Source organism: Acidithiobacillus ferriphilus (genome assembly GCF_028215975.1).
In the GTDB taxonomy this organism is placed as follows: Bacteria; Pseudomonadota; Gammaproteobacteria; order Acidithiobacillales; family Acidithiobacillaceae; genus Acidithiobacillus; species Acidithiobacillus ferriphilus.
This window is the reverse complement of record NZ_CP116458.1, coordinates 92921-119545: the sequence shown is the minus strand read 5'-3', so window position 1 is coordinate 119545 and position 26625 is coordinate 92921. Positions and strand designations below refer to the sequence as shown.

Below are 26625 nucleotides of genomic sequence, written 5' to 3'. Positions count from 1 at the left end.
CGGCTTCCTTACACCTGAACTTCGAAAATATTGAACGCCCGGTAGTATTTATCGTCATGCAGCAGGCCGAACAATTCCAGCGATGCGCCTTGTTCCAGGGAGTGGCGGTATTCACCAGGGAAAAACATCACCGTGGGTTTGCTTTTTGCCGTACTTTGCAGGTTGTTCAGCACGTTGTGCGAGCGGATATAGGGAAACACCTCGCCAATACCCGAGAGGAACAGCACGTCGTAGTCCGTCTGCGTCAGGCGTTGGGCAATGGCCGGAATCAGATGCTCCTTGATATCCAGCACGTTTTGCAGCAACTCCAACAGCCGGTCTTTCCCAATCTCGGGTTCCAGTCGGAGGATGTCATCCCAGAGCGAGATACCTTCTGCGCCACCTTCACGGGCCTGGAGCAAGCCTATGCTGAGGTCGTACAGGTTGATGTCCAGCACCCTGACGCCGCGCCCCTGTAGGCAATCGACGTGCGTGTTACGGAGCTGGCTGATCAGTTGCCGTTGCGTGCGCTGCATCTCAAAAGCTTCTTGCGCGTTGAATTCGCAGATATAGAAGGGAAGATCGTTATTCAGCCCTTTCATTTCCAGAAAACGCGGGCTGCTGATGACCTTGAGCAGATGGTTAAAACGCGCTGCCAAGGGCTGCTGGCTGATCTTCTGACTCACTGGAGCCACCTTTGCATATCGTGATCGGTCGCCGGGAAAACCAGCAGTGGCTCGTGACCCTGACGCGCCAGCAGGCGGGCCAGTGGCGGCGTGAGAAGCGCGGGCTGTATCTGTAGTTGCGTGGATATCAGATCGGCCTCACGCAGCATGCGAAAGAGATTTTGGCGCAGCTTGCTCTGGGTGGAGGGGGCGATCTCGTCAAGTTCTGCATGCCATAAGGCCTTGGCATTGCAGAAGGTGTCGTAGTCGCTTGCGGTGAGCCGACCGCGCAGGCTCAGGTAATGCTCGCGCAGCACCTCCTGGGCGAAGTCGTGGATAAAGGTATATCGACGACAGGTTGCCGACCACAGCAGGTATCCTTGTTCACGTGCGCTACCTTCGGTGAGGTACTCTAGTTCTTCGATATCGAGCAATTGCAACCGGGCGATGATCTCCTGGCTGACGCGGGTGGCCGTTGCTGCAGTACGCACCTGCAGCAGGTTCTCAGCCCTGACTTGCTCACGGGTTTGCGCCCAGTCGCGTAGCGCCAGATAGCGCGTGGCTATCAGCGGCGCTTCCTGTAGAAACAGGCCACCGGTGGTAAAGGAGAGGCGGTATCGGTCAGACGTGGTCACAGGCCCCTTGCGCATAGGTAGGATGGGCACAAACATGTGGCCCATTCTAGCGGATTGGGCCTGTGTTTGACACGACAGCAGGCGGTTCCCTACGCCAATTTGGCGATCCTCATGTGGTATAAAGCATAGGTTGTCGGGTTTGACCCTTCCAGGGCGCAGAATCCAACATCTTGCGAATCACCACAGACACTGAAGAGAGCGGCAATACATGAAAATTCTCCATACTTCTGACTGGCACTTGGGACGCACCCTCTATGGCCGCAAACGCTATGAGGAATTCGAGGCATTTCTCAAATGGTTGGCAAAGACGATTCAGCACGAAAAGGTCGATGCCTTGCTGGTGGCTGGGGACGTTTTTGATACCAGCGCACCCAGCAACCGCGCCCAGGAGCTTTACTACCGCTTTCTCTGTGCGGTGGCAGCTTCGTCCTGCCGCCATGTGGTGGTCATCGCGGGCAATCATGATTCGCCGTCTTTCCTCAACGCACCCAGGGAATTGCTCAAAGTGCTTAACGTGCATGTTGTCGGCGCACTCGCTGAGGTGATCAGTGACGAGGTCCTGGTTTTACACACAGAGGGTGGTATTCCGGAACTGATCGTCTGTGCCGTCCCCTACCTGCGGGACCGCGATATCCGGGTGGCCGAGGCCGGTGAAACCATTGAGGACAAGGAGCGCAAACTGATCGAAGGCATTCGTGATCACTATGCCGCTGCGACCGCCATTGCCGAAGCTCAGCGTCTCGCTTTGGGCGTTGATATTCCCATCGTCGCCATGGGGCACCTGTTTGCTGCGGGCGGGCAAACGGTGGACGGGGATGGCGTGCGGGATCTCTATGTGGGATCCCTGGCTCATGTGACCGCTGCCATTTTCCCCGACAGTCTGAATTACCTGGCCCTTGGCCATTTGCATGTGCCACAGAAAGTAGGCAGCTCGGAGCGTCGCCGTTACAGCGGCTCTCCGATACCCATGGGCTTTGGCGAAGCGAAGCAGGCAAAGAGTGTCTGTATGGTCGATTTTGATCATGCTGAGCCCACCGTGCAGATACTGCCAGTCCCCGTTTTTCAGCGACTCGAACGCGTCAAAGGCGATTGGCCAGCCATCTCCGCCCGGATTCTGGAGCTTTCTGCCATACACCCGCAGGCCTGGCTGGAAGTGATTTACGAAGGAGAAGAGGTCATCAGTGATCTGCGGGATCGCCTGGATAAAGCCACCGCAAACTCTGATCTGGAGATACTGCGCATCAAAAACAACCGAATCGTCGATCGGGTGCTGGGTCAGATACACGATGAGGAAATGTTGGATGATCTCAGCGTCGACGAGGTTTTTGCGCGTTGTCTCACGGCTCATCAAGTGCCCGAAGATCAACGGCCGGAATTGCTGCGCGCCTATCAGGAGACCATCGCGTCTCTTCAGCAAAACGACGCCAGAGCAGAATAGCGAGACGATCCATGCGCATACAACAAGTACGCTTCAAAAATCTGAACTCTCTGGTGGGTGAGTGGAGTATTGATTTTACCCATCCCGCCTACGCCTCAGAGGGCATTTTTGCCATCACCGGACCTACTGGTGCGGGGAAGACGACGATCCTCGACGCCATTTGTCTGGCGCTGTACGGACGCACCCCTCGCCTGAACAAGGTTACCAAGGGCACCAATGAAATCATGTCCCGCCAGACGGGCGAGTGTTTTGCCGAAGTGACCTTTGCCACGCAGACTGGTCAGTACCGCTGTCACTGGAGCCAGCACCGGGCGCGCAAGAAGCCCGATGGCGAATTGCAGAACCCGAAGCATGAAATTGCCGATGCACGGTCAGGCAGCTTACTGGAGTCCTCACTCAAAGGGGTGTCCGACCGGATTGAGACAGCTACGGGCATGGGCTTCGAGCAATTCACTCGCTCCATGCTGCTGGCTCAGGGCGGATTCGCCGCCTTCCTGCAAGCCGCTGCCGATGAGCGTGCGCCGATTCTGGAGCAAATCACGGGAACGGAGATTTACAGCGAGATATCTGTCCGTGTCCATGAACGGCGTACTGTAGAGCGTAACGCACTGGAGCGAATGGAGGCGGAACTGGAGGGCATGCGGCTCTTGCGTCCGGAGGAAGAGCAAGGGCTGAACGACAGTCTGGCGCAAAAGACCCAGCAGGAGGCGAAGTTGGCTGCAGAAATTGCCCGGACGCAGGAGATAATCCGCTGGCTGGACAGTATCGCGCAACTGGAAACGGATCTGCAGCAGATCGCCGGGCAGAAAGTGAATTTGCGGGTCAGAGTCACTGCCTTTGCCCCCGAACAGGAGAGACTGACGCAGGCAAATAAGGCACTCGAACTGGAAGCGGATTATACCGCCTTGCAGTCGCTTCGCCATGCGCAAGAGACAGATGCGGCGAGCTATCGGGAGAAGCAGGCCATACTGCCGGAACAGGTGGAAGCCGTCCGTCAGGCTACCGAGGCGGAGCACATGGCTGCAGTGCAACTGGAAGCCAGCAAGACAGCGCAGCAACAGGCCCTGCCCCTTATTCGGCAGGTGCGCGAACTGGATCTCAAAATCCGTGAAAAAGAAGCACCTGTTCGAGTGGTTTCCGACGCCATCGCCGCGTATGAGCGATCTCTGAAAGCGCTCCGCGTGAAGCAGGATACCGATCTCAGGGAACAGGAACGTCTGCAAAACATCTTTGCGGTCCTCACACAGCAGTTGGCAAACACGCAAGCGGATGCAGGGCTGGTGGAGCATCTTGCCGGTATGCGGGCACGGATGGAGGCGGTGCAGCAGGTGTATGGGCAGTGGCGGGAGAAAGGCAGGGCGATACGGCAGACGGAGGAGGCCTTAGCGACGGCGGTTCGCTCATGGCAGGAGGGGACGGAGGGGCGCAGTAGGGCCGAAATCGCGCTGAATGACCGGCAAAAAGAAGTGGCCGAAAAACAGCTATCCTTTAAGGACCTTCTGGAGGGACAGGAACTCCCAGAGTGGCGCGACCGCCTGGACACTCTCAAGGATCAGGGTGTTGTTCTGGCAAAAATACAGGATGCCGCCCAAATCATCGCGCAGACGACGCAGCACCTGGCGACTCTGAAAGTGCATCAGACCGCACTGCTTGCAGAAAATGCGACTCTGGACGCACGCCTTACCGCCGAACTGGCGCAGAAAACGACCCACGGCCACACGGTTTCCTTGCTGGAAACCCAGACCACGCTCCTCAACCGGATAGAAAGTCTGGAGGCAATGCGTCATCAATTAGAGGACGGTGAGGTCTGCCCGCTTTGCGGCGCAACAGAGCATCCCTTCGCGGAGGGAAATATTCCGCACGTTGACGAAACCCGCCAAGCCCTGATTGCTGCCAAAACTGCGCAGGATGCCAACGCAGAAGAGATTACGGCGCTGAAAGTGAAACAGGCTGAGCAGGGCAAAGAACTGGAGCGGTTGCACGCTGAGCAGCAATATGCGGCTACGCAACGGGTCGCCGCACAGGACCTGATTGCTGCCAATGGGCAGGTTTTCGCCCTGCTACAAGCAGAGGATCCCCAACTGACAGACCAGGTGCAGACTTTGCGGGACGAACATGGCGTTGCCTTAGAGCGGGCGCATGGCATCGTGCGTCGCGCAGAGGCTGCGGAAAAAGCATTGGCAGAATTACGCATCTCCCTGGATCAGGCCAAAACGGCGTTTGTGAAAGCAGACCGGGAGTTTGAGTCAGCGCGGCATCAAAAGGTGTCCCTCGAAAAATCTCTGGAACAGATCAAAGAGGACGCCCTATCGCTCTCTACCCAACAGGAGCAATACCTGGCGGTTTTGTCCGGAAATCTGGCGACTTATAGTGTCGCCCCTGTTTCTCTGGATGCCCTGGATCAGATTCAGGCAGATTTAAGCGAACGGCGCGCCCAATGGCTACGCCGCCAAGAAGAAAAAGGTGACCTCGTTGTGAAGCGCGCCGCACTGGAGGCGCAGATACGCCATCAGGGCGAGGAGATGTTGAAGTTGGATGGGGAGACCCAAAAGCAACAAAGACAACTCGAAATGTTACGAGTGGAACAGCAGGCATGGAAAGATCAGCGTCGTGCGCTTTTTGGTGATAAAAATCCCGCAGACGAGGAAAAGCATCTTTCCGATGCAATCGTGTCTGCCGAGAACACACTCGAAAATGTGCGGCAGCGGATGTATACGGCGCAACAGAAACTGGCCTTACTCCAGGAGAGCGTGGCAAACCTCGTGGTAGGCATCGAAGAAAGAAAACCCCGATTAGAGGCTGCTGAAGCCACTTTTGCGAGTCGCTTGCTGAAGGCGGAGTTCGCCAGCGAGGTGCAATTCTTATCGACCCGTCTGCCTGAGGATGAGCGTAAAAAACTGGCGAATGCCGCGTTCCAACTGAAGGACGAAGCGTCGGTGCTCAATGCCATGGAGCAAGGAAAAAATACCCTGCTGGCGACAGAGCGGCAAAAGCAGATTACCGATGCGCCAAAAGATACAGTCAGTCAGATATTGAGCGATCTCATGGTGAATCACCGGAATATGCAGCAAGAGATTGGCGGTCTTTCTCAAAGACTCAAGGATAACGCCGCACTGAAAGAGCAGCAGCAAGGGAGGGGCGAGGCCATCGCGGCGCAGAAGCGTGAGTGCGGACGTTGGGATCTGCTCCACGATCTCATCGGTTCCAGCGATGGCAAGAAATACCGCAATTTTGCCCAAGGGCTGACTTTTGAACTGATGGTCAGCCACGCTAACCGGCAACTGCAAAAAATGACCGACCGCTACCTGCTGATCCGCGATGGCAGGCAACCTCTGGAACTCAATGTGATCGACAACTATCAGGCCGGGGAGGTGCGTTCCACTAAAAACCTCTCGGGTGGAGAGAGCTTCATCGTCAGCCTGGCGCTGGCACTGGGCCTCTCGCACATGGCCAGTAAAAATGTGCGGGTGGATTCCCTGTTTCTGGATGAAGGTTTCGGCACTCTGGATGAGGAAGCCTTGGATATGGCCCTGGAAACTCTTGCGGGTCTCCAGCAGGAAGGCAAGCTCATTGGCGTGATTTCCCATGTGGCTGCTCTCAAAGAGCGTATTGGCACCCAGATTCAAGTGATACCGAGAACGGGGGGAAGAAGTACCATATTCGGGCCTGGTTGCATATTTTAGGCCAAAACACACTGGGTGTTATGATTGTTGCGGCACAGAACGGCGCTACGCCATAAGCGCGCCATCCAGCCAACCACCCGATTTCAAAGGACGCGCCATTCCACTTTCCCGTCTCGGCGTTCCAGGCATGGCGGAAAAACCTTGAGGGCTCTTGCGCATCGTTAGGACACCTTTAGGTCATCCCCACCCTGCCCCACGCCCTCTCCATGACCTTCCATAGCGGGCTATGTACCGCCAGGACACGGCCCGTATACTTTTTCTTTCTGCGCAGACCGAGGGTCCGGGCCGCCAGACATTAACCCGGTCGCTGCCCTTACTGAATCCGCCAAAATACCCACAGTTATGCCCCTTCCCTGCGGTGGCCATAGTAAACCTGCGCCACGTAGCGCCCCCGTCCATCGCCATGGCCGAGATCCTGGGCAACCAAGGCGAGGGTTTCCCGCAGGCTGTAGCCGCGCGCCCGGTAGAATGCCATGGCCTGGTCCGCCCAGGCATAACGCAGTCCATGGGAGGCACGCGCTCCCCTGAGTCCGGCTTTGCGCAAGATGCGGTGGTACCGGTCATAGGCCGACTTCAGAGTGCCGCTTTTGCCATTGATCAGGTAGGTGGTGTTGTTTTGGGTCAGTACCTGTTGTGCGTGGCGTATGGACTCCAGGGCACCTTCCTGGTCGATCACACTCTGTTTGCGGGGCCGGCCACCCTTGGTGCCTTCGATGACGTGGATGGCGCCGTCTTTCAGAGCCTCTTGCTCCCACCGGGTGAGGGTATCCGCTCTTGGGCGTAACGCCTCCAGTGCCCGGAGTCCGAGTTTCCTTTGCAGGGCCATCACGGCGGCCACACCGCCGGTAGGGTCCAGTTGCAGCACCTGCGCCCATGCCTCCTGGTAATGAGCGTCATCAATGGCTTCATGGGTCCCATCCCGTGATACGCCCGACAGGCCGAGCGCGGCATTGCTCAATTCCCGATGCTCGGCAAAGGGGCCCCGCCCGGCGGCAGTCAGCACCGTTCGGAGCGCCGCCATGGTATTTTGCAGGGTTCTTTGCCCCAGCCCCCTCTCGCGCAGATGGTCGATATAGGTTTTGATCAGCCGCACCTTGATATCCCCAACATGGCGGGTCTGGATATTCCGCTCGCGCAAGCATCGGCAAAACTCTTTTACGACGCGTTCCCGGTGCTCACGGGTGCGCATGGCACCGCCGGCGTCCCGTGCAATGCGTAGCATTTCGTCTTGTAACGACATGACTCCTCCCAACATCAAAAGGCTAACGACGATTACGGCGGGCGAGCAGTAGGCTGATATGTCAATTTCTTGCGTATTTGGGACCATTGCTACCCGCACCTTGCGGTGCGGTCAGCCTGAATCATCACGCCCGCCGGATTGATCCGGTGAGTTTCGGAGGGTGACGTGGAAGACCGTGGTCTGCACGCCGCTTACGCGGGACACCCTTACCCCTGTGAGGGGGTACTCGTCAGTGATGATTCGTATTGGTAGCTGCGTCCTTCAGGCCCTTGGCCTTTCAATGTGGAAATCCTTTTATCGCGCCGGTCACCCAGCGTGGGTTGAACAGGCATTCCTTACCGTGGAATGCGGTGACATTTTGCGCTCGCTCTAGGCGGGCCTTATCGGGCGGGGTTTCACCCGCCCTTTGTGTCGGCGTCACTTTGCGTATGCACGCGAATGAATCACCGACCGCTTCTTCAGTTGCGCATTCAGGCATCGCTGCCATGGATCACTGTGAGGCAAGCATGCTTGCCGATATATGCCGATAACGGCTCTGGATTTGCAGGGTGTAACGCCCCCTGTGGTCGGCACATGTGTGCGGGAAATCTTTCGCCCTGGTGGTTGGCCCATGCAGCTTTATCTCACCTGAGGCGCTCGCGCGGCATGCTGTCCCTTGCTGATAACAGCATAACGTCGCCAAGGAGCCAGCAGTGGCGCATCATCGCCACTTTTTCGCATGTTTTGCTCCGGGATCAATTTGATCCCGGGACGCGATTCAGCGCCGACCGGGCGGGTATTGGGCTCACGGTTCCTGTCTGCCGATCACGATCGGCGACTCCGTCGCCACACTCCAGGATTGCTTCCACATCCTCACGGCGCAGGTAGTATCTCCGGCCGAGCCAGACGCGTCGTGCGGCGAGCCACTTCGCCCACCCCGCCCGGCTACGACACATGGCGTCCCGGAAGGCTGCCGGGGTCTTTCTTAAGAGGGCGGCGGCCTCCTCAGACGTGAGTAATTTCTGTTCCTGCTGCATTTCAGCCTCCAAATGTGGTCACTGCATGGGAACTATCGTAGCGCGGCTAGTCGTCGATAAAATCGCCAAGAACGCCAAATTTTGGCGTCTAATAACTGAGTTAAAAAACGGGGGAGGTATCTGACGGTGCACGGCGGGCATATGGGTGAGGATTATGTTTCGCCGAAAAATCCTGGGTTAAGGAAAGCGGCTGATAGATTGGATTTGTGCCATGTGGCACGTCCACTCAGGAGTCAGCAATGGAAGTCCAAAGCAACTGTGTCATAACGGCACCGTCAACGGTGCAGAGTCGGGTGGGTGACGGCTGGGGATATTGCCGGAACGAGGAGGGGTTCCTCTTTTTTGGCTACCTGTTCCTGCCGGATGACGTCATCCAGTGTGTCGCCCTGACCGAATCTGGAGAGTTCTGGGAATCGCGAATCTGCGCGCGGCAGCGTCTTGAAGAACGGCTCCAGGAGGAAGTCTTCTGGGGTGCCGCGCTCGGTGAAACCGCAGCGAACCAGGATCCCTATGCGGCGCTGCTGGAACTGGTGAGCACCTCCCCTTTTTTCTGGAGCTTGCCGGTGGCAGTCGTCAATCCAGACTACTGCCTGTCTGGGGGCAACGCGAATTCTTTTCTGGGCCGTTTTCAGGCGGAGAGTGCCGATCCGCAGACCCTCAAACAGCTCTCTGATGTCTGGAGTGCGTCGCTGGATCCGGGAATCATGGCCGTCCTGGACTCCTTGGAAACCCTGGAGGAGATGCCGCCCACCGTGGGGCTCTATGGTTTTCTCCGTGGCGCAACAGGAGAGGAACGCGCGCGACGTGTGGAACTGGTGCGGCGTACACCGGTGCATTTCCTTGCGGGGTTTTTTCAAAGCGAACCCGATACCTGCCACCGGAATCCCTGGGGCAACCCCTTGCATTTAGGCCCTTTGATGGCTCTGGCCCTGCGGCACGGCGCGTCGGTCGAGCAGACGTTGGCCACCGCTCTAGGGGTTCCCGTTTGGGCACTGAGCCCAGACTAAGGTGTTCCTGCCCTGAAGTGGTCTCAACGAAGAACATAATCGGGAATAATCTGGCGTTTTTGAACTGCACGGACAGCCGTCAACATATTATCATCTCCGCCTAGTTTAAAGATTCAGGAAAATTACGACCGTTGGCAACAGACGCCCGGGATCAAATTGATCCCGGCAGACATGCGTTGGAGGCTGGTTTCAGCAGGCGCCCGCTCATCGCTTGGATCCAGGCCTGCGCCGTCGCATGAATAAACGAGATAGCGGTTCGTTAAGGGATCGCCATTATTGAGGACGCACTGTCATGGCAGCATCACTAAAAAATAACCGAGGAAAACGCGCTCCTGCCGTATCAGAAAATGAGACGTCTTTGTCACGTATTCTGATACGCCTATTGGCCGAGCTCGAAACAGCCGGGATTCTGGCCGCATTGCCGCGTCAGTCGCGATATCTGCTCAGAAAGCAGGGCAATATCGCCTTGCCCAGACTGATTGCGGCAATAAGCGAACAGGGATATTACCTAGCGCCTAGCGCAGGGCTATGCGTGGAACGACTAGGTGGAATTCGCCCTGCCGCCGAAAAAACGGGATTGTCGATGAACACCATTCAGGCACTGAAGCAGGGCCACGCAACACTCCGCAGCTTCCTGATTCTTGCGGTCGCCCACAGATCGCGGGTTCGGTTACAAAAGATCAATCCTCGCGCCGCACTATGGACCGCTAAGGAAAACACATGGACAACCCCGCCCTCACTTCTGCAGCAATTGTACCCGTTGCTGCCGGGTAAAACCTTTGACATCGATCCATGTAGCCCCAGCGTTGGGCCGGCCGCCCCGGTGCGCGCCTATGTGCATTACACGGAAAAGCACGATGGACTTCGTCAGTCCTGGGGGAAGGGTACCTGCTGTTATGTGAACCCTCCGTTTTCCCAGTTGCGGGCATGGATACACAAAGCACTGGCGGAGACCGGCAACGGAGTCGTCAGCATCTTGCTCTGCCCAGCGCGTGTCGATTCCATTTGGTGGCACACCCTGGTAGCCGACCGAATTCCCGTCGTTATGCTACGGGGGCGGCTACATTTCGGTGGTGGGGATAACTGTCAGCAAAAAGCGCCTTTCGCCAGCGCTCTGCTCATTATAGGAGGTTCTGCCCAGCTACCAAAGCGCGTCGCCGACGCGACTGGAGGATGGCTTGCCAGCATAGCCCCTTGATCTCGTGGAGAAAATGAACGCCAATTATAGATGCCAAGCTCAATGGCTCTTTTGCAGCGTAAGCGGACCAGTTCTTTCCAATCCAGAGATGAGCCTGAAGGGAGGGTAAGAGTGAGCTATCAGGCGACTGAGTGTTGGGCATTGTTGATGGAACGAAAGAGCTTTGCCCGCGCCTTTTGGAGGCAGAGAGCAGCCGCATTATCGCTCATGGCATAGGCGATTGCATCCAGTTGTTCGTAGCTGACGCCCGGCTTCAGGTGCTGGCTGGCTTGGGGCAGGGATTTGAGCTTGTCGTAGGGGGTCATCATGGCCTCGTAACGGTAACGTTTGCGCAGGCGGCCTTTGGCGTCGACCTCTTCCATTGGAAAGAAGCACGGCCGATGGAAGTTCAGGTATGGGGACAGCACTCCCTGAGCGAAGGCATTGACCTGCCGGGCAAAGCGCCCTGGGATGTGAGCGTAGCCCAGATGTTTGCGGACCACGGACCCGCTCTTGGACTCCACCAGCGCATTGTCGTTGCTGCGCCGGGCGCGGGATTTGGTGAACGGCTCGACGCGCAGCTTCTCCAGCAGCTCAGCGACGCGTTTATTGATGTATTCCGAGCCATTGTCGGAGTGCACGCCGAGTACGACAAAGGGGAAGGCGTCGATCAGGGCTTCCAGTACAGGCAGCAGGAATTGCTCACTGATGCGCTCGACGGAGCCTACGAACTGGAACTGCGTCACCTCGTCGACCAGATTGATATGGTATAACCCCTTGATGCCATCCAAGTCACCCTGATGGACGGAATCCACCCGCAGGAAGCCGGGTCGCCCTTCCGGGTAGGGCTTGCGCCGTTCCCCAATGGCCACTTGGGCGGGCCGGGTCTTGTCGACGCTGCCACGCTGCCGTTGATACCCCTGGGAGTGGCGAAGATTGTAGAGATGACCGTTGGAAATCGATTGCAGTCATTCAGCAGCGGAAAGCAAATGACATCATCCGACCCCGAGCGGATGGTCGTGCCTACAGGGGTTCAAGGGCAGGTATTTGTTACGGAGCAGTCACTCAGCGACTTCTTTCTAGCTCCGTACCTCGGCCATAGCCGACTGTCAGCTACCTAATGTTGGTCGGCTGCTTAGTGCCCTTTGCAGATGGTCGGGAAAGCGGAAAGTGACCATTTGAGATCCAAGCACTGCAACTCGACAAGCGTGGCTCATGTGCAACCTCGACGCTAAAGCCGGATACGCAGTGTCGAGACCGATGTTGTGATCCAAATTTTTAAGTTGAAATTCTCACAAAGCTTGGACTGGATTGGGCCGTTCATGTCCGTCGTCGTAAACGGTTGAATCGAGAGCGCTCTAGCGGTGGAACCGCGGCGTCCAAGAGTCGATTAGCGCCTGTTCGTCCTCTTCATCCTCAGGCTCCGGTAGCGCAATCGAGTGGAGTACGGTGAGTGTTCTCCCGTACCGCCCGAGGCCAACAATGTCCTCGGAGATTTCGATTTGACGTGAGCCACCGAACCAATCCTGCAAGTTCGATGACTCCTCACGCCGTTGTCCTTGTGAGACGTTTGCTGTGTCGTGATTGAATTCATACGTCGGCGTGCCGCGGGGCACAACCGTTCGCTTTCGCAGCCAGTCAATTTCCGGAAGATCGCGGAGCGGCAGGGACATGAAACAATGGTTGACTTGGTTGCCCTTACTGATGACGATCGCGACAGGCTCCCGGGCGCACTGCGTATAGCGAATCGCAGTCGCGTGCAGCGAGGTCCGGCACAAGGCGGCCATCGCTTCAATGGCCGACAGACCTATCCCGGCTCGATCGAGCGCAGGGAAAAACAAATGCCGGGGCATGAGCAGGCCAGCTGCAAAACCATCGGCTTCCTTTTCGTAGCGATCAGCCGAGGCGAATCCGGAACGCGACTCGTGCATCCCTTTACCACTCGGAAGCACAGCGTCTATGTGACCAGGAAGATAGTAGTGACCCAGCTCGTGCGCGACGCTGAAGTTCTCGAACCCTTCATTCTCCAAGTGCGTGGCATAGGCGATCGCGAACTCATTGCCGATACGAATCAACATGCCGGATACGCCAGCCTGGCTTGCAGGCTTGGCAACCACCTCGAAGCCAGCTTGGCGTGCCAGCGCCTTCGGGTTGATCGGCAATGTGGCGATCCCGAGCGCCTTGATCATGTGCTCTGCACGAGCAGTCGCAAAGGCGTAGGGATCCGTTGTCAAAGCTTGTCACTTCCTTTTGCCGCCGCCTTGGATGCCAACAACGTAATCAGGTCATCGGCGAATTTACGGTCATCACCTTCAAGTGAGCTGTAGTGGCGATGGAGTTTGTCTGCTCCTGCAAGCTCCTTGAACTCGTCGACCCGTCCAAGGAGGTAATCGGTGGTCACGTCGAGCGTGTCTGCGAGTAGCCGCAAGTTGTCAAATGACGGTTTGCGCGCGCCGGTTTCAAAGTGCGAAATGGCAGAGGGCTGAAGTTCGGCGCGCTTTGCCAGTTCGCCTTGGGTCAGGCCGCGGTACTCTCGCACTATTCGCAGACGGTCAGGAAAGATGGCAGACGGAGGGGTTGACTCTGACATTACGATTCCGTATAATTAAAAATGACTATTTCGTCATTTCTCTTCGGGGTCCATTTTTTTGCCGAAAAGATTGACGTATTCGTCAAATTTTACATGACGTTCCTGGTGAAATCAAGAACGAAAGGAGAGTTGTGATGGCAGACGTTGAAGTAACTTGTATCCGTAAGCCCCATCCGCAGAGCCCGCATGAACACATTACGCATCTCGGTAACCCGAGTAGCGCCGGAGGTGGTTGGATATGGACACGCGAGCAGGTCATTCGCAGCATCGACGAACGCACAAACAGGTTCTACGTGCTCGATCCTAAGTCGAACCGCCGCGCCGACATTGCTGTCGTGCGTACTGCGGGTCACCCACCTTACGTCCGCACCCACGCCGACGGCGTGTGGACGGACAACCTACTAGCCCTCAACCAGTGCCCAATTTGAAAGGAAAAGGTAATGGAAAATCATCACGTGCAGATTCACGTCGATCAAAAGCCGCATCAATCGTCGACACCAACCACGGGTGCCGATCTGTATGAACTCCTTGACGTGCCGGACGGCCGCGTCCTATACCGCGAGGTCAGTGGCAATACCGAAGACAAGCCCGTGCGGATAGACGAGCCGCACGTTCTTCTCGTCGAAGACGAACACTTTCATGTCGGTGAAGCACCTGAAAACTACTACTTGATCCGCGTGAACACCGAACCGTTCATCGTCGAACATCAAGAGGTCACGTTTGACCAGGTTGTCAAATTAGCCTATCCGACGCTGCCAGGCGGCCTGGATCCCGAATTTACGGTGAGCTTCGAACACGCCAAGAGCACGCCTCACCATGGTGACCTTGCGAAGAACGGCAAGGTCGAAGTCAAAAAGCTTGGGACTCTCTTCGATGTCGGCCATACCAATCGATCGTAATCCCGACCTACTCCAATTGCGGCAGGCCGGGTATAACATCGTCGTTACCGATGCCGGCTTCCTCGTCGTGCACGATGTGCCGTATGTGAATGGTCAGCGACAAATTGTTTATGGTGCGGTTGCCTCAAAGCTCGAATTGGCGGGCGACGTGACTGTGCGACCACAAGACCATACCGCCAAGTTCCTCGGTGAATATCCTTGCTCCAAGGACGGCGCGCCACTCGATATCCTGCGGCAAAACAGCGAGCCTTGTGTTCTTGGCAACGGTCTGGTCTCCCAGCATTCCTTTTCTCGCAAGCCCCAGTCCGGCTACTACGAGGACTACTTTGAGAAGATGACGACCTATGTGTCGCTTATCATGCAGCCCGCTCTCGCGCTGGATCCCACCTTAAATGCGAAAACCCGCCAGGTCATCGAGCCTGAGCCGACCGAGTCGCCGTTCAATTATTTGGACACGGCATCCTCGCGATCCGAGATCCACGGAATCGCCGCGAAGCTTGCCGGCGTCAAGATTGCCATCGTCGGCCTCGGTGGCACGGGCTCGTACATTCTGGATGCCGTTGCGAAGACACATGTCAGTGAAATTCATCTGTTTGACTCCGATGTGATGCTGACGCACAACGCATTTCGGGCACCGGGTGCCCCAAGCATCGAGGAACTTCGGGTTCAGCAATTGAAGGTCGAATACTTGAAGTCGATCTATTCAAAGATGCACCGCGGCATCGTCACGCACCCAATCCAAGTCGATGCCACAAATGTCGGTGAATTGGCCGACATGTCGTTCGTCTTCTTGTCCATGGACAGTGGAGATGCAAAGCGCGCAATCGTCACTCGGCTTGAGTCCTGGGGAACGCCTTTCGTTGACGTTGGTATGGGACTCTTCGTCAAGCGCGGCAGAATCGGCGGACTTCTGCGCATAGTTGTTAGCTTGCCCGATGCGAGAGAAGAGGCTCGGGCGCGGATATCGTTTGCCCAGGATGACATCCTTAATGAGTACGACAAGAACATTCAAATTGCCGAGCTCAATGCGCTGAATGCTTGCTTGGCAGTTGTCGCTTGGAAAAAGTACATTGGGTACTACAGCGATATAGGCCACGAGCGATTCGTCTCATACTCAGTTGCCAACAGCCTACTCTCTAAGAGCGACATCCATGAAGGTCAGTAGCATCACACCCCAGTTCGTCGATCGAATTCCGAAGACGTTAGAGGACGGGGTGCTCTACATCTCGGAAAAGTATTCGACGGCGGCGCATAACTGCTGCTGCGGCTGTAAGGGAAAAGTAGTTACGCCACTTAAAGAAGGTCGTTGGATCTTAAAGCAGAACAAGGGTCGGGTCAGCCTCGTGCCGTCTATCGGAAATTGGAGCCTGGCATGTCAGTCGCACTATTGGATCGAGAACAATTCGGTGCGGTGGGCCACGAAGTTTACGCACTCACAGATCGAAGCCAACCGGACACATGATAGGAAGGTGCTTGAAGCTGCCCACGCTGAGCGTCGTAAGAAGGAACGTACTCTTTGGCAACGGATCGTCGACCGAATCAAGAGCTGGTTCTGAGGGATGGCCTTTAAGCTCGACTCAAACGATAACGAGCAAAATTCCGACGAACAAGCGCATTTGTTGTTCGCGTGACGATGCTTCGCGCCCCGGTGTCACGGGCTGGCAATATAGCTAAACTTTTAAACGTCGCGTAATCCATCAAGATAATAACCATTATATGATGAATAACAGGGAGCGAAATGCGCTGTGCCGAAAGCCAACGGGACCAGGGCGCCTTTCCGCGGCACATACTGTCTCGGAAGGCCATGGCCGATTTGCGTAGCATTGCTGCGGCCTCCTCCGAGGTCAACAGTAATTTTTCTTCCTGCTCCATCGCAACCGCCTCCTTGTAATGATCCATATCCACAAGGATGACGATACAGAAAATTCATCGCGGGTCGCGTCCTATAAAAGGCACAATATTGCTCTTATTTCGTAGACTTTGCGTTTTTGGCTGGCTTGTATCGATTGCAGAGGATGCCCTCTGTCGACCCGCTGACTGGCACGCGTCCAGATCCTGCACCAACTCTTCGCTGCGCAAGTGGGTATACCGGCCCATCATCTGGGCAGATTTGTGCCCTGTGATCTGCCGTGTCTTGGTATCGGACAGCCCCATTTCCACGAGTCGACTGGTGGCCTCATGGCGCAGGTCATGGAAATGCAGACCTTGAATACCAGCGCGCTCAAGGGCTGTTTTCCAGACTTTGTTCATCGTGTACGGGCGCCGAATACCATCCCGACCTGGATTTCCCGGAAAAACCAGGTTGGTACCTTTCCGAGGATAGGTGTCAATCGCCTCGCGAAAAATCTCGGTGGCACGCACAGTCAGCGGAGCGCCCCGCGTGTCCCCATTTTTGGTATCCCGAAAAATAACGATACGCCGGGTAAGATCCACATCACGCAGCTCTACTGAGAGGATTTCATCAACGCGTGCTGCGGTTTCCAAAGCAAGTTCGGTGGCCCAAGCCAGAATGGGGTTGCTGTGGGCACGCACACTCTTGAGAAGGCATGCCGCCTCATCTCCCTGCAGACGGCGGTCCCGTGAATTTCCTTTGGGTTTGCGTACGAGCAATACGGGATTCGCTGGCAGACTGATGCCCCACTCACGGATGGCCACGGTAAAAAGGTGGGATAGAAGAGCGAGTTCCAGACGCACCGTGTTGCCAGCACGACCCTCGGCCAGGCGATCATCCCGGTAGCGTCCAATGATCTCTTGATTCAACGCAGCCAAGGCATATTTACCCAAGCGTGCCCGCAGTGCTTTTGCACTCGTATGGTCACGCCGCTGGGAGTCACCCGCTTTCTTGGTCGGGGTAATCTCGCGCAGATAGCGATCCAGCGCCATGTCCAACGAGAGTTTCTGAGACGGCGCTCGCTGAATATAAACCCCCCGCACCATTTCATCTTCAGCCTGACGGGACCAGTCTTCGGCATCCCGTTTGGTCCGGAACGTTTTCGCGGCCGTCGGCCAGCCCTGCTTGCGAATCACCGCTTTCCAGGTTCCCGCCGGGTTTTTGACTATCGTGGCCATAAGACAAACCTCCTCCGTCCAGATTCAGCACTGTACCGAATCTGTACCTGAGGAGCAGAGGATTGTCAACAGCAAATATGCAACGTATTGATTGTATGGTGCCCAGGGACGGAATCGAACCGCCGACACGAGGATTTTCAGTCCTCTGCTCTACCGACTGAGCTACCTGGGCCAAGAGGCCGTATTTAAGCGGGGCCTTGATCAGAAGTCAAGGCCAACGCGCGCGTATAAAGAAAACGATGGGCCATGCCGCTCTGATTCGCAGCGATACGCACGGCCTGGGCCAGCGGTAATTCAGCCAACAGCGGGCTGAGCAACTGGTCGGCATCGCTTGCTTCCTGAGTCTGCTCCGGCGCTCCCGCCACCACCAGCGTCATCTCGCCGCGTACCTTGTCAGGATGCGTCTGCAGCAGCGCTACCAGCCCACCCAGACTGTCCCGCAGACACTCCTCGTACATTTTGGTCAGCTCCCGGCACAGCGCCGCCCCGCGATCCGCACCCCATAATTCAGCCATATCCGCCAAGGTCTCGCCGATCCGATGCGGCGCCTCATAAAAAATCATGCTGCGCGCCTCCCGCTGCAGGACCTGTAACCGCGCCCGCCGCGCACCCCCTTTGGCTGGCAGAAAGCCCTCGAAACTAAAGCGATCACTGGGCAGACCGGACAGTGCCAACGCGGCCAACGCGGCATTGGGGCCCGGAATAATAGTCACGGGCAACCGCTGCTCCCGAAGCAGGGCCAGCAACGGAAATCCTGGGTCAGAAATCAGCGGCATCCCCGCATCTGACAGCAGGGCGATATGCTCCCCGGCGGCGATACGCTGGGCAATCTGCGGGGCAAGGGCCCTCTCGTTATGCTCATGCAGCGCCAGCGTTTTGGGCCGCACACCCAGATACTGAAAGAGCCGCTGGGCGTGGCGGCGATCTTCCACCAGAATCAGGGCGGCACTGCTAATCGCCCGTTGCGCACGCAATGAGAGATCATCGAGATTGCCGATAGGGGTAGCGATAATAGTCAGTTGCCCGGCACCGCTCTCCGCGGGTTCGGCATGGCCATTCATCACCATACCCCCGGCTGAGGTTGTGTTTCGGTCATTGAACACTTGCGTCTTTCTCCATACACTCTGCTCATGATGCCCCCCTCAGCCCTAAAAACCTCTTTGCGCTTGCTGATGACTCTGGCCCTGGCCACTGGCCTGAGCGCTTGTGCGAGTATGCCACAGAAGACGCCACCACCGTCGAATCCAGCGCCAACGTCGGTCGAAACACCAACCAGCACCCCTGAAACACTGACGGCGCAGCGCGCCGGCCAGCTCACGGCCACGGGGCACAATCTGGAGGCGGCCAAGGACTACATCCGCGCGGCCGCCGAGGCGCGGGGACAAGCTCAAGTCCATTACCTGATGGAAGCCGCACAAGCCTCTTTGAAGGGACGCAAACCACAGGTTGCCATATTGCTGGCTAACGAAGTCCTGCGCTTGCAACATGACGACGCCGCGCTACGCAGTGCGGCGCTTTGGGTCCGCGCGCAAGGATTCATGGATCAGGGACAAACCCCCAGTGCCAAAGGCAACCTCGAAGAGCTGCTGACCATCAGCGGCACGCCCCAGGAAGTGCGCGCCCAGGCCATGGGCACCCTGGCCACGCTCTACACCCAGGAAGGCCACGAACTCACCGCACTGAATTTCCTGATCGAAGGAGATAGCCTCCTGAGCGGCAGGGACGTCGCCGAAAATCATCGCCGCATTCGTGCCCTCCTTGACTCGCAGCCAACCGCGAAGCTTCAGAATTGGCAGGGACGCAGTGGCAACCCCCTGGTGCAGGAATGGCTCGCCGTCGCCCTGATCACCCGGCAAAACCCCGATCCCCAACAGCGGCAGGCGGCGATCAGTGCCTGGCTGACGGCGCATCCGGGGCACCCTCTCATAAACTTCTCGGACCACAGGGCGGCTATCACCGACACCTCTACGCGCAATCCGGCACTCGGCAGCATATGCGCCTTGTTACCCTCCAGCGGACCCTATGCGCTCCTCTCCCAAGCCATCATCGCCGGAATGAAAACGGCAGCGCAATTACAATCTGGTCCTGCCGTGCGTGCCCTGCGGACCACCGGCAACCCCAGTTACACCGCCGTACTTTTTAAACGTGGGATAAAGGAGGGGTGCAAAGCCTTTGTCGGCCCCTGGCTGCCACAAGATATCAACGCCGTCGCCGCCGTCAGGAAACCTTCCGATCCGCCCATCATCGCTCTCGGAGTGGTGCCTGGCGTGCAGCAGTCGGGGCTCTATACCCTGAGTCTGGGCCGTGACGTCGCCGCGCAACAAATTGCCGTCCAGAGTTATGGGGCGGGTTATCGTCGTGCCTACGTGCTTTATCCGCAGGACTCCAGTGGCGCAGCCATTCAGGCAGACTTTATCGCAACCTGGAGGAAGCTTGGGGGGGAGGTCGGTGGTGTCGCCACCTACCTGCCGGGACACACATTCACCGATGAAGCGCGACGCCTCCTGAGCGGGTCACCAGGACAAGACAGTTTTGTTTTTTTGGTCACCAATGCGAAAAACGCCAACGCCGCCGTTTCCTCCATCCGGTTGGTCAATAAGCGCGTGCCGATTTTCAGTCCGGCGCTGCTGCACGGCGCCGCCTTACCCAGTGACACGCGAGGGCTCTCCGGCATTGAGTCCGTTGATATGCCCTGGATCATCAACTCTGGGCAAGGCTGGCCGCAAGCGGTGCGGCTGCTACGCACCACCCTGCCAAACGCCAGCGATGCCCAGTGGCGTATGGCAGCCTTCGGACTCGATACCTACCGGATGGCGGAGCGTGTTCTGGATAAAGATATGACGGGCAGCTTGGCTGGCGCCACCGGCATCCTCCATTTTGTCACCCGCAACCAGATCATACGTGACATGGAATGGATGGAAGTGGAGAATGGCCGAATCGTACCTTTGCCGGGAGTGCCCAAGCCGGGTACCTGAATCATGCCATCACCACGCCAGAATTTAGGTCAGCAGGGTGAAAACAGCGCCGTCGCCCTACTCGCCGGGCACGGGCTACATCCCCTGACACGCAACTATCGCTGCCGGATGGGCGAAATTGACATCATCACCCTTGATGGCGAAACCCTGGTCTTCGTGGAGGTGCGCCAGCGCGCCCATGATCGGCAGGGAGGTGCAGCGGCCAGCATCACGTGGCGCAAGCAAAAGCGACTGATCCGCGCCGCTGAATATTTCCTGTTGCACAACCCACAGCACGGGTTACGTCCCTGCCGTTTTGATGTCGTCGCCCTTGACGGTGATGCCTCGGCAGACTGGATTCGTGATGCCTTTAGAGTACCCAGCCCATGACCACCAATGACTGGATGGATGCCGCCTTGCGCGCCAGCATTCTCTGTAAGGAGAAAACGGCGGCGGCGCTGGCGGCGCCCTTCGCGCAAGCCAGCCAACGTTTGATTGCCACCTTGCAAGCCAACGGGCAGGTGCTCAGCTGCGGCAACGGTGGTTCTTCGGGCGATGCCCAGCACCTGGCTTCGGAACTGGTCAACCGTTTCGAGACGACGCGCCGCGCTCTGCCCGCCATCGCCCTCAGTACCGACAGCAGCGTGCTTACGGCCATCGCCAATGATGTCTGCTACGAACAGATTTTTGCCCGCCAAGTTGAGGCGTTGGGTCGTCCCGGCGACTGCCTGGTCGCGTTCAGCACTTCGGGCAACTCCGCCAATGTGCTCGCCGCGGTTCTTACCGCCCAGCAGCGCGGCATGTGGGTGCTGGCCCTTACGGGCAAGGAAGGCGGACAGCTCGCGCCGCTCCTGCGCCCTGCGGATATTGAATTGCGTGTGCCGGAACAAAATACCGCGCGTATTCAAGAAGTCCACCTCGTCCTCATCCACGCCCTCTGCAACGGTGTGGATGCCAGCTTTGCGGACCACGCCGTTGTTTCCACGCCTTACACCGGCCAGGTGTTTCGTGACGCGGAAAGGTTGGAGGCGGCTTGCGCCTTCCGGCGACCGCTGGTTTTCACCAACGGTGTTTTTGATGTGCTGCACCGGGGTCATGTGCAGTATCTCGCCGAAGCCCGCGCCGAGGGCGCCTGTCTGGTGATAGGCGTCAACAGCGACGCTTCGGTGCGCCGCCTCGGCAAAGGTGCGGATCGCCCGATTAATAGCGAAGATGATCGCATGGCGGTGCTCGCCGGATTACGGGCAGTGGATTTTGTCACGCTGTTTGACGAGGATACCCCACTGCAACTTATCCAGCATCTCCAACCCGACGTGCTGGTTAAAGGTGGCGACTGGCCAACAGAACGTATTGTCGGTGCCGATTGGGTACAGGCCAGGGGCGGCCGCGTGCTCAGTATTCCCTTCCGTCATGAGCGGAGCACCACCACCCTCTTGCAGAAAATCCGGGAGAGCCAGCCATGAACGTCAGCACCATCACCCTCGCCCTGCGCGCCGCCCTCGATACGGAGCGGGTGCGCGACGATGCCGATACCGTCTCCCTTTACAGCCGCGACGAGACGCCGGGGAGTTGTGCGCCGGTGATGGTGCTCTTCCCCCACAGCCACGAAGAAGTGCAGGCGATCGTCAGCATTGCCCGACGCCATCGTCTGCCCCTTGTCCCGCGTGGAGCAGGTTCCGGGAATGTCGGTGGGGCTCAACCGGTGCCCGGCAGCGCCGTCATCAGCTTCGAGTGTATGCAGAAAATCAGCGAGTACAGTGTGGTCGACCGCACTATCACCGTCGAAGCTGGATGCATCACGGCCGCGATCAGTGCCTATGTACAGGCCGACGGACTATTCTACCCCCCCGATCCCGGCAGCAGCTCCTACTGCCGCATCGGCGGCAACCTGGCGATGAACGCCGCTGGTCCCCACGCCGTAAAATATGGAGTCACTCGCGATTATGTACTAGGCCTGCGCGCTGTCACCGGCACTGGCGAGACGCTGTCTTGCGGGGTCCACACCAGCAAGGGCGTGGTCGGCTATGACCTGACCCGCCTGCTGGTGGGCAGCGAAGGCACCCTCGCCCTCATCACCGAGGCCACCTTGCGTCTGCTGCCTCGGCCTGCCGCCAACGCCACCCTGCGCGCCGCCTATGGCAACACGGTAAATGCCTGTGCGGCGGTACAACGGGTCATGGCGCAGCGCCATATCCCCAGTGCGATCGAACTCATGGACCCCCATGCCCTGGCTGCCGTGCGCGCCATGGGCGCGGCCAGCGACTTGCCCGCAGGCAGCAACGCCCTGCTGATGGTCGAAGTGGATGGCGAGGTGGTCACCATCTCCGAGCAAATGCAGGCGATCCGTGCGGCACTGGCTGGGGAAGGAAATCTGGAGATTCTGGAAGCAACTGACGCCGCCGCCATTGCCGATCTATGGGCGGCACGTAAGTCCCTGTCTCCCGCCACCAAGGCCATGGCACCACTCAAGATCAATGAGGATGTGGTCGTGCCGGTCAGCCGTCTGTGCGAATTGCTGGTGACCATCGAAGAGATTGCCGCAGACCAGTCCCTGCATATCGTCAGCTTCGGACATGCAGGGAACGGCAATCTGCATGTCAACTTTTTGGTCCACCCCCAGGATAAAGACGAGATGCGCCGTACTCAGCACGGTCTGCAAAAACTCTTCCAGACCGTACTGGTGCTTGGTGGAACCCTCTCTGGCGAACACGGCATCGGCAGCAGCAAGCGTGCCTATGTCCCGCTGGAACTCAGCCCGGAAAATCTCAGCATCCAGCGCGCCATAAAACAAGTCTTTGATCCTGATGATATTCTCAATCCGGGCAAACTGCTCCCCAAGGCCTGAATCATGAATAGCATCCTCCACGCGATCCAGCCGGTACGTCATATTTCCCTCAAAAGCTGGCGCGAAGATTTTGAGATGGACCTGGTAGAAAACACGCCAGCTCACCGCTTGCTTCGCGATGGAGACACCTGGGTGATACTCTTTCGCTCCGGCGTCCTCTGCTTTTTCGGCGCGGGACCGGCTCTACAGGCAAAAGTCATCGCTACCGTGCAGGCACAGTTCACCCCCATCGCCGACCCCAAGGTTGAAGAGCTGGCGGTTCGGGTCGGCGAGCGCGATGGCGTGGGTCGCGACGGCGTCATCCTCAAAAATCTCGACGAAGAACGGATCCTCCTCGTGGCCCTGCGCCTGGCCCAGAGCCTTGCCCTGGAACTTCATGAGGAAGCCGTTGAAAACCTGCTGGAAACCACTCTGAACCTGCTCTCGGAGGTGACTCGTACCGGACGCTTACCGGGACGGCGCGACAGACATTTGCGCTTTCTCGCCTCGACTTCCGCCACCCGCACCGAAATCCTCTCCCGTCTGGCGGTGCTGGACAATCCCGACATCGTCTGGGAGACACCGGGCCTGGAACTACTCTCCCGTGAACTCTCCGCCGACCTGGAACTTACCAGCCGCTTTCGCGCCCTCGACGAAAAACTCGACGCGATTCATGAGGGGCTGGAAGTCATGATCGTCGCCAGCCGCCATCATCGGGAGACCATTCTGGAGTGGATCATTATCATTTTAATCTCGGTGGAAGCACTGATTATGCTGATTGGCAAGTAAAGTGGGCGAATCATCATCGATCTTAGAGGCGGCCTCCGCAGTGGACGATGCTGGCGAAGCAGAACCACCCTACAATGGATACGACGCCTTCATTCCGCACAACACCCGCACCGCCCACAGCTATGATCCCGCCCGCCTGCTCCTGGTCGGACCCGCCTGGGTAGGAGACATGGTCATGGCGCAAGTCTTGTTGCAAGTGCTGCGCCGCCGCTGGTCGCGCTTGCAGGTGGATGTGCTGGCACCACCCGCCAGCATCCCGGTGGCGGAACGCATGCTCGAAGTGCGACACGCCATGCCGCTGGATATCGGCCATGGCCAACTCGGCTTACGCCGGCGTCGGCAGGTAGCAAAACATTTGCAGAAGCAGGACTACGACTGGTCTATCTGCCTCCCCAACAGCTTTAAATCCGCTCTCATCCCGTATTGGGCGCAGATCCAGACCCGTACCGGCTTTCCCGGCGAGGGACGCCGTTTGCTGCTCAATGATCACCGCCGCCTGAACAAAAGGAAACTACCACGTACCGTGGACCGCTTCGTGGCCCTTGGCCTACCGCTGCGTCTTCCCCAACCCACGCAGCTGCCCGCTCCCCGCTTGCAGGTGGACCACAACGCCCGCGCTGCCGCCTTACAGCGCCTCGAGATCTCCATACCGCAACAACCACTCGTCGCCTTGGCACCTGGTGCCGAATATGGTCCGGCCAAGCGTTGGCCGGTGCGTCACTGGATTACACTGGCCCAATCCCTCGTCCAGGGCGGCCATGCCGTCTGGCTGTTCGGCGGCCCCAAGGATGCGGAAATCACTCAGGCCATCGCCGCTGCCGTCCCCGAACTGCTTGATCTGGGTGGCCGGACCACGTTGCTGGAGGCCATCGATCTCCTCTCCCTCGCCCCAGTCACCGTGAGCAACGACTCTGGTCTGATGCATGTAGCCGGTGCCGTAGGCAGCCGGGTCATCGCGCTGTATGGGCCTACCCCGCTCACGATGACGCCACCGCTTTCGCCCGGCGCCCAGCCGCTACGCCTGGATATCTCTTGTAGTCCCTGTGGCAAGCGCAAGTGTCCTCTCAAGCACCATCGCTGTATGGAAGACCTCAGCCCGGATCTGGTCATCCAGCAACTGTATCCCTGCTAATCACAAAATGGGCGCAAAAAAGCCCCGACCAGCGGGGCGAGGAGAGGAGGAGCAATGCCAAGGCATTGCAGAGGTAAAGCGGCGTTGCCGGGCACCGGGCATTTCGCCGCGGCACCCGCTTCCATCATTAAAATGCGTAAGTCAGCATCACCCGGTTATAGATAAAGGAATGACCCTTATTGAAGCCGGCACCATTACCCTGGAGCCCGTTATAGGCGTCCAGGCCGTTGGCCACTTCCACACGATCGCGGATGGACAGGCCTTTGAACTTGCCCGGAGCGAAATACGTCAGATCCACATAGGTATCATTGCTGGTACCATTATAATAGGTGTGGTACTGCGCCAAAGCCGCCATGAGCAGGAAGCGCTTGTCGAAGAGATTCTGAGTCCACTTGACCTTCCAGCCACTGCCCGGTCCGAGTTCCACCAGACCGCGAATCATGGAAGTCGTATAGAGAGGGTCCGTGGCATAGCCAGCGGTATAGGGTGAAATAATGGCACCACCGCCCACCGCACCGGGGTGCGCCAAGATTTCATTGTAAGACCAGGTTAGCTGGCCATTTCCCAGCACATTATTAAAAGCCGCGTAGTTCAAACCCACCTGCGCACCCCAGGCCGTACTGTTCACCGAGGTAGCGGTGATCGGGGAGTTGTTGATATTCGAACCATTCAGCAGGCCATTGTTCTGCCACTGGCGGTTGAACTGGGCGCCCACGAAAGGATCGAGGCCGGTACCCGTCTTCAGGGTGTAATTCGCGTCGCCATATACAGTTTTGGCAAACTGATAGTAATCGTAATACCAGACCTGGGCTTTGGCTCCCATGAGACTGCCACTGGTACCGAAAGCCAACACACCGTTGGTCGCCGGTGAAGAACCCGTGATCACCGGTGTGCCAGAACCACCATACATGGAGTCGCCATCAAAGGTGGCTGGGTCGTAGAGGTTATCCCGGTAATAGCCCGATGACGTACGGCTCTTCCAGCGGAAGATGCGCATACCGTAAATGTGCCAGTCAGAATAGGGAGAAACTTCCGCGAAAACACCCTGATAAGTAGCTGGCAAAAGACGTGAGTCCGAATTGTTTACCCAGGGGGTATTGATGACCTGGTCCCCCGCACGGACGAGCAGGACCTTGGGAAGGGCATACTGGATGTAAGCCTGACCCAGGGCATTGATGGACTGCTGCGGCCCCATCAGCGTGGAATCCACGTAGGGATACGCCGGTGCGCCGGACAAGTCATTCGCCCCAAGGGCGTTGGCCGTATAGAAACTGACACCAACCCCAAAACCACCCAGGAAAGGCGCGGTCTGCACATTCAAGATACCGCCGAGGCTGAAGGCATTTTGATTGGGACCGGCGGCGCCATAATCACGGCTGAAATAATAAGAACGGATCTGGCCGTCAATCTTACTCTGCTTGAAAAAGTCCGTCAGGGTTTCTGCCTGTGCGGCAGCACTGACGCCGCACAGGGCGGCAACAACGGCGATGGCAATGCGGTTTTTGGTAAACACAACGACCTCCTCTTT

The 26625-nt window shown here is 57.7% G+C and carries 25 protein-coding genes and 1 tRNA gene; 14 read left to right on the top strand and 12 right to left on the bottom strand.

What is annotated here, in order from left to right:
• Positions 1 to 8 precede the first annotated feature (8 nt).
• A complete protein-coding gene (locus PJU76_RS00590) occupies positions 9 to 665 on the bottom strand; it encodes a DUF1788 domain-containing protein (RefSeq protein WP_271780035.1) in 657 nt (218 codons plus the stop codon).
• On the bottom strand, positions 662 to 1279 hold the full coding sequence (locus tag PJU76_RS00585) for a DUF1819 family protein (RefSeq protein WP_271780034.1): 618 nt from the start codon (positions 1277 to 1279) through the stop codon (positions 662 to 664). The genes PJU76_RS00590 and PJU76_RS00585 overlap by 4 nt, the downstream gene beginning before the upstream one ends.
• A 208-nt stretch (positions 1280 to 1487) precedes the next feature.
• Here PJU76_RS00585 and PJU76_RS00580 point away from each other — a divergent pair, with 208 nt between their 5' ends.
• Positions 1488 to 2717 carry an exonuclease SbcCD subunit D C-terminal domain-containing protein gene (locus PJU76_RS00580; RefSeq protein WP_271780033.1) on the top strand — a complete coding sequence of 410 codons (1230 nt, stop codon included), beginning with the start codon at positions 1488 to 1490 and terminating at the stop codon, positions 2715 to 2717.
• Positions 2718 to 2728: 11 nt separating this feature from the next.
• The gene (locus PJU76_RS00575; protein WP_271780032.1) at positions 2729 to 6400 is read left to right on the top strand and encodes an AAA family ATPase; all 3672 of its coding nucleotides are present in this window, start codon (positions 2729 to 2731) and stop codon (positions 6398 to 6400) included.
• A 340-nt stretch (positions 6401 to 6740) separates the two neighbouring features.
• Here PJU76_RS00575 and PJU76_RS00570 read toward each other — a convergent pair whose 3' ends face one another.
• Both PJU76_RS00570 and PJU76_RS00565 read right to left on the bottom strand, forming a co-directional pair.
• Entirely contained in the window at positions 6741 to 7640 is a 900-nt protein-coding gene (locus tag PJU76_RS00570) for an integrase domain-containing protein (protein ID WP_271780031.1), read from the bottom strand.
• 734 nt (positions 7641 to 8374) lie between these two features.
• On the bottom strand, positions 8375 to 8656 hold the full coding sequence (locus PJU76_RS00565; protein ID WP_271780030.1) for a MerR family transcriptional regulator: 282 nt from the start codon (positions 8654 to 8656) through the stop codon (positions 8375 to 8377).
• 239 nt (positions 8657 to 8895) lie between these two features.
• On the opposite strand from PJU76_RS00565, the gene PJU76_RS00560 reads away from it, so the two are divergent.
• Positions 8896 to 9663 carry a hypothetical protein gene (locus PJU76_RS00560; protein ID WP_271780029.1) on the top strand — a complete coding sequence of 256 codons (768 nt, stop codon included), beginning with the start codon at positions 8896 to 8898 and terminating at the stop codon, positions 9661 to 9663.
• Between the two features lie 358 nt (positions 9664 to 10021).
• Positions 10022 to 10861, top strand: coding sequence for a DNA N-6-adenine-methyltransferase (locus tag PJU76_RS00555; protein ID WP_271780028.1), 840 nt, complete (start codon positions 10022 to 10024; stop codon positions 10859 to 10861).
• Between the two features lie 119 nt (positions 10862 to 10980).
• Here the strand turns inward: PJU76_RS00555 and PJU76_RS00550 are convergent, their stop codons facing one another.
• The 3 genes from PJU76_RS00550 to PJU76_RS00540 form a co-directional block, all read right to left on the bottom strand.
• Positions 10981 to 11712, bottom strand: coding sequence for a hypothetical protein (locus PJU76_RS00550; protein WP_271780027.1), 732 nt, complete (start codon positions 11710 to 11712; stop codon positions 10981 to 10983).
• A 486-nt stretch (positions 11713 to 12198) separates the two neighbouring features.
• Positions 12199 to 13074: an ImmA/IrrE family metallo-endopeptidase gene (locus tag PJU76_RS00545; RefSeq protein ID WP_271780026.1), complete on the bottom strand. Its 876-nt coding sequence runs from the start codon at positions 13072 to 13074 to the stop codon at positions 12199 to 12201.
• Positions 13071 to 13430 carry a helix-turn-helix domain-containing protein gene (locus PJU76_RS00540; protein WP_271780025.1) on the bottom strand — a complete coding sequence of 120 codons (360 nt, stop codon included), beginning with the start codon at positions 13428 to 13430 and terminating at the stop codon, positions 13071 to 13073. The genes PJU76_RS00545 and PJU76_RS00540 overlap by 4 nt, the downstream gene beginning before the upstream one ends.
• A 134-nt stretch (positions 13431 to 13564) precedes the next feature.
• Here PJU76_RS00540 and PJU76_RS00535 point away from each other — a divergent pair, with 134 nt between their 5' ends.
• From PJU76_RS00535 to PJU76_RS00520, 4 genes are read left to right on the top strand one after another with little or no spacing between them, the layout of a single operon-like run.
• On the top strand, positions 13565 to 13858 hold the full coding sequence (locus PJU76_RS00535) for a DUF3892 domain-containing protein (RefSeq protein ID WP_271780024.1): 294 nt from the start codon (positions 13565 to 13567) through the stop codon (positions 13856 to 13858).
• 12 nt (positions 13859 to 13870) lie between these two features.
• Positions 13871 to 14329 carry a multiubiquitin domain-containing protein gene (locus PJU76_RS00530; protein ID WP_271780023.1) on the top strand — a complete coding sequence of 153 codons (459 nt, stop codon included), beginning with the start codon at positions 13871 to 13873 and terminating at the stop codon, positions 14327 to 14329.
• Positions 14304 to 15494, top strand: a complete 1191-nt coding sequence (locus tag PJU76_RS00525; RefSeq protein ID WP_271780022.1) for a ThiF family adenylyltransferase — start codon at positions 14304 to 14306, stop codon at positions 15492 to 15494. The genes PJU76_RS00530 and PJU76_RS00525 overlap by 26 nt, the downstream gene beginning before the upstream one ends.
• Positions 15481 to 15885, top strand: a complete 405-nt coding sequence (locus tag PJU76_RS00520; protein WP_271780021.1) for a DUF6527 family protein — start codon at positions 15481 to 15483, stop codon at positions 15883 to 15885. Before PJU76_RS00525 ends, PJU76_RS00520 begins: the two co-directional genes overlap by 14 nt.
• Before the next feature lie 10 nt (positions 15886 to 15895).
• Here the strand turns inward: PJU76_RS00520 and PJU76_RS00515 are convergent, their stop codons facing one another.
• From PJU76_RS00515 to rsmI, 4 genes are all read right to left on the bottom strand, one after another.
• Positions 15896 to 16201: a hypothetical protein gene (locus tag PJU76_RS00515; RefSeq protein ID WP_271780020.1), complete on the bottom strand. Its 306-nt coding sequence runs from the start codon at positions 16199 to 16201 to the stop codon at positions 15896 to 15898.
• A 54-nt stretch (positions 16202 to 16255) separates the two neighbouring features.
• Positions 16256 to 17398, bottom strand: coding sequence for a tyrosine-type recombinase/integrase (locus PJU76_RS00510; protein WP_271779337.1), 1143 nt, complete (start codon positions 17396 to 17398; stop codon positions 16256 to 16258).
• Between the two features lie 96 nt (positions 17399 to 17494).
• Positions 17495 to 17570 (bottom strand) — tRNA-Phe (locus tag PJU76_RS00505).
• Positions 17571 to 17583: 13 nt separating this feature from the next.
• The gene (gene rsmI / locus PJU76_RS00500; RefSeq protein WP_271780019.1) at positions 17584 to 18501 is read right to left on the bottom strand and encodes a 16S rRNA (cytidine(1402)-2'-O)-methyltransferase; all 918 of its coding nucleotides are present in this window, start codon (positions 18499 to 18501) and stop codon (positions 17584 to 17586) included.
• A gap of 27 nt (positions 18502 to 18528) precedes the next feature.
• Between rsmI and PJU76_RS00495 the strand changes: the two genes are divergently transcribed.
• The 6 genes from PJU76_RS00495 to waaF are packed head-to-tail and all read left to right on the top strand — an operon-like array spanning position 18529 to position 25097.
• The gene (locus tag PJU76_RS00495) at positions 18529 to 20373 is read left to right on the top strand and encodes a penicillin-binding protein activator (protein ID WP_271780018.1); all 1845 of its coding nucleotides are present in this window, start codon (positions 18529 to 18531) and stop codon (positions 20371 to 20373) included.
• Positions 20374 to 20376: 3 nt separating this feature from the next.
• Entirely contained in the window at positions 20377 to 20742 is a 366-nt protein-coding gene (locus PJU76_RS00490; protein WP_271780017.1) for a YraN family protein, read from the top strand.
• The gene (gene rfaE2 / locus PJU76_RS13775) at positions 20739 to 21815 is read left to right on the top strand and encodes a D-glycero-beta-D-manno-heptose 1-phosphate adenylyltransferase (protein ID WP_271780016.1); all 1077 of its coding nucleotides are present in this window, start codon (positions 20739 to 20741) and stop codon (positions 21813 to 21815) included. The genes PJU76_RS00490 and rfaE2 overlap by 4 nt, the downstream gene beginning before the upstream one ends.
• Positions 21812 to 23197 (top strand): FAD-binding oxidoreductase, encoded by a 1386-nt coding sequence (locus PJU76_RS00480; RefSeq protein ID WP_271780015.1) that lies wholly within the window; start codon positions 21812 to 21814, stop codon positions 23195 to 23197. Before rfaE2 ends, PJU76_RS00480 begins: the two co-directional genes overlap by 4 nt.
• Positions 23198 to 23200: 3 nt before the next feature.
• Entirely contained in the window at positions 23201 to 23965 is a 765-nt protein-coding gene (locus tag PJU76_RS00475) for an RMD1 family protein (RefSeq protein ID WP_064219411.1), read from the top strand.
• 40 nt (positions 23966 to 24005) lie between these two features.
• Entirely contained in the window at positions 24006 to 25097 is a 1092-nt protein-coding gene (waaF, locus tag PJU76_RS00470; protein ID WP_271780014.1) for a lipopolysaccharide heptosyltransferase II, read from the top strand.
• 127 nt (positions 25098 to 25224) lie between these two features.
• On the opposite strand, the gene PJU76_RS00465 is transcribed toward waaF, so the two are convergent.
• Positions 25225 to 26610 (bottom strand): OprD family outer membrane porin, encoded by a 1386-nt coding sequence (locus PJU76_RS00465; protein ID WP_271780013.1) that lies wholly within the window; start codon positions 26608 to 26610, stop codon positions 25225 to 25227.
• Positions 26611 to 26625: the final 15 nt, after the last annotated feature.

What these genes read in the sequence shown, in the direction of transcription:
- PJU76_RS00515 (WP_271780020.1), bottom strand. Translation starts at nt 16,201, where the DNA reads ATGGAGCAGGAAGAAAAATTACTGTTGACCTCGGAGGAGGCCGCAGCA.
- PJU76_RS00495 (WP_271780018.1), top strand. Translation starts at nt 18,529, where the DNA reads ATGATGCCCCCCTCAGCCCTAAAAACCTCTTTGCGCTTGCTGATGACT.
- PJU76_RS00570 (WP_271780031.1), bottom strand. Translation starts at nt 7,640, where the DNA reads ATGTCGTTACAAGACGAAATGCTACGCATTGCACGGGACGCCGGCGGT.
- PJU76_RS00480 (WP_271780015.1), top strand. Translation starts at nt 21,812, where the DNA reads ATGAACGTCAGCACCATCACCCTCGCCCTGCGCGCCGCCCTCGATACG.
- rfaE2 (WP_271780016.1), top strand. Translation starts at nt 20,739, where the DNA reads ATGACCACCAATGACTGGATGGATGCCGCCTTGCGCGCCAGCATTCTC.
- PJU76_RS00535 (WP_271780024.1), top strand. Translation starts at nt 13,565, where the DNA reads ATGGCAGACGTTGAAGTAACTTGTATCCGTAAGCCCCATCCGCAGAGC.
- PJU76_RS00575 (WP_271780032.1), top strand. Translation starts at nt 2,729, where the DNA reads ATGCGCATACAACAAGTACGCTTCAAAAATCTGAACTCTCTGGTGGGT.
- PJU76_RS00565 (WP_271780030.1), bottom strand. Translation starts at nt 8,656, where the DNA reads ATGCAGCAGGAACAGAAATTACTCACGTCTGAGGAGGCCGCCGCCCTC.
- PJU76_RS00525 (WP_271780022.1), top strand. Translation starts at nt 14,304, where the DNA reads ATGTCGGCCATACCAATCGATCGTAATCCCGACCTACTCCAATTGCGG.
- PJU76_RS00540 (WP_271780025.1), bottom strand. Translation starts at nt 13,430, where the DNA reads ATGTCAGAGTCAACCCCTCCGTCTGCCATCTTTCCTGACCGTCTGCGA.
- PJU76_RS00490 (WP_271780017.1), top strand. Translation starts at nt 20,377, where the DNA reads ATGCCATCACCACGCCAGAATTTAGGTCAGCAGGGTGAAAACAGCGCC.
- PJU76_RS00530 (WP_271780023.1), top strand. Translation starts at nt 13,871, where the DNA reads ATGGAAAATCATCACGTGCAGATTCACGTCGATCAAAAGCCGCATCAA.
- PJU76_RS00580 (WP_271780033.1), top strand. Translation starts at nt 1,488, where the DNA reads ATGAAAATTCTCCATACTTCTGACTGGCACTTGGGACGCACCCTCTAT.
- PJU76_RS00510 (WP_271779337.1), bottom strand. Translation starts at nt 17,398, where the DNA reads ATGGCCACGATAGTCAAAAACCCGGCGGGAACCTGGAAAGCGGTGATT.
- PJU76_RS00475 (WP_064219411.1), top strand. Translation starts at nt 23,201, where the DNA reads ATGAATAGCATCCTCCACGCGATCCAGCCGGTACGTCATATTTCCCTC.
- PJU76_RS00560 (WP_271780029.1), top strand. Translation starts at nt 8,896, where the DNA reads ATGGAAGTCCAAAGCAACTGTGTCATAACGGCACCGTCAACGGTGCAG.
- PJU76_RS00520 (WP_271780021.1), top strand. Translation starts at nt 15,481, where the DNA reads ATGAAGGTCAGTAGCATCACACCCCAGTTCGTCGATCGAATTCCGAAG.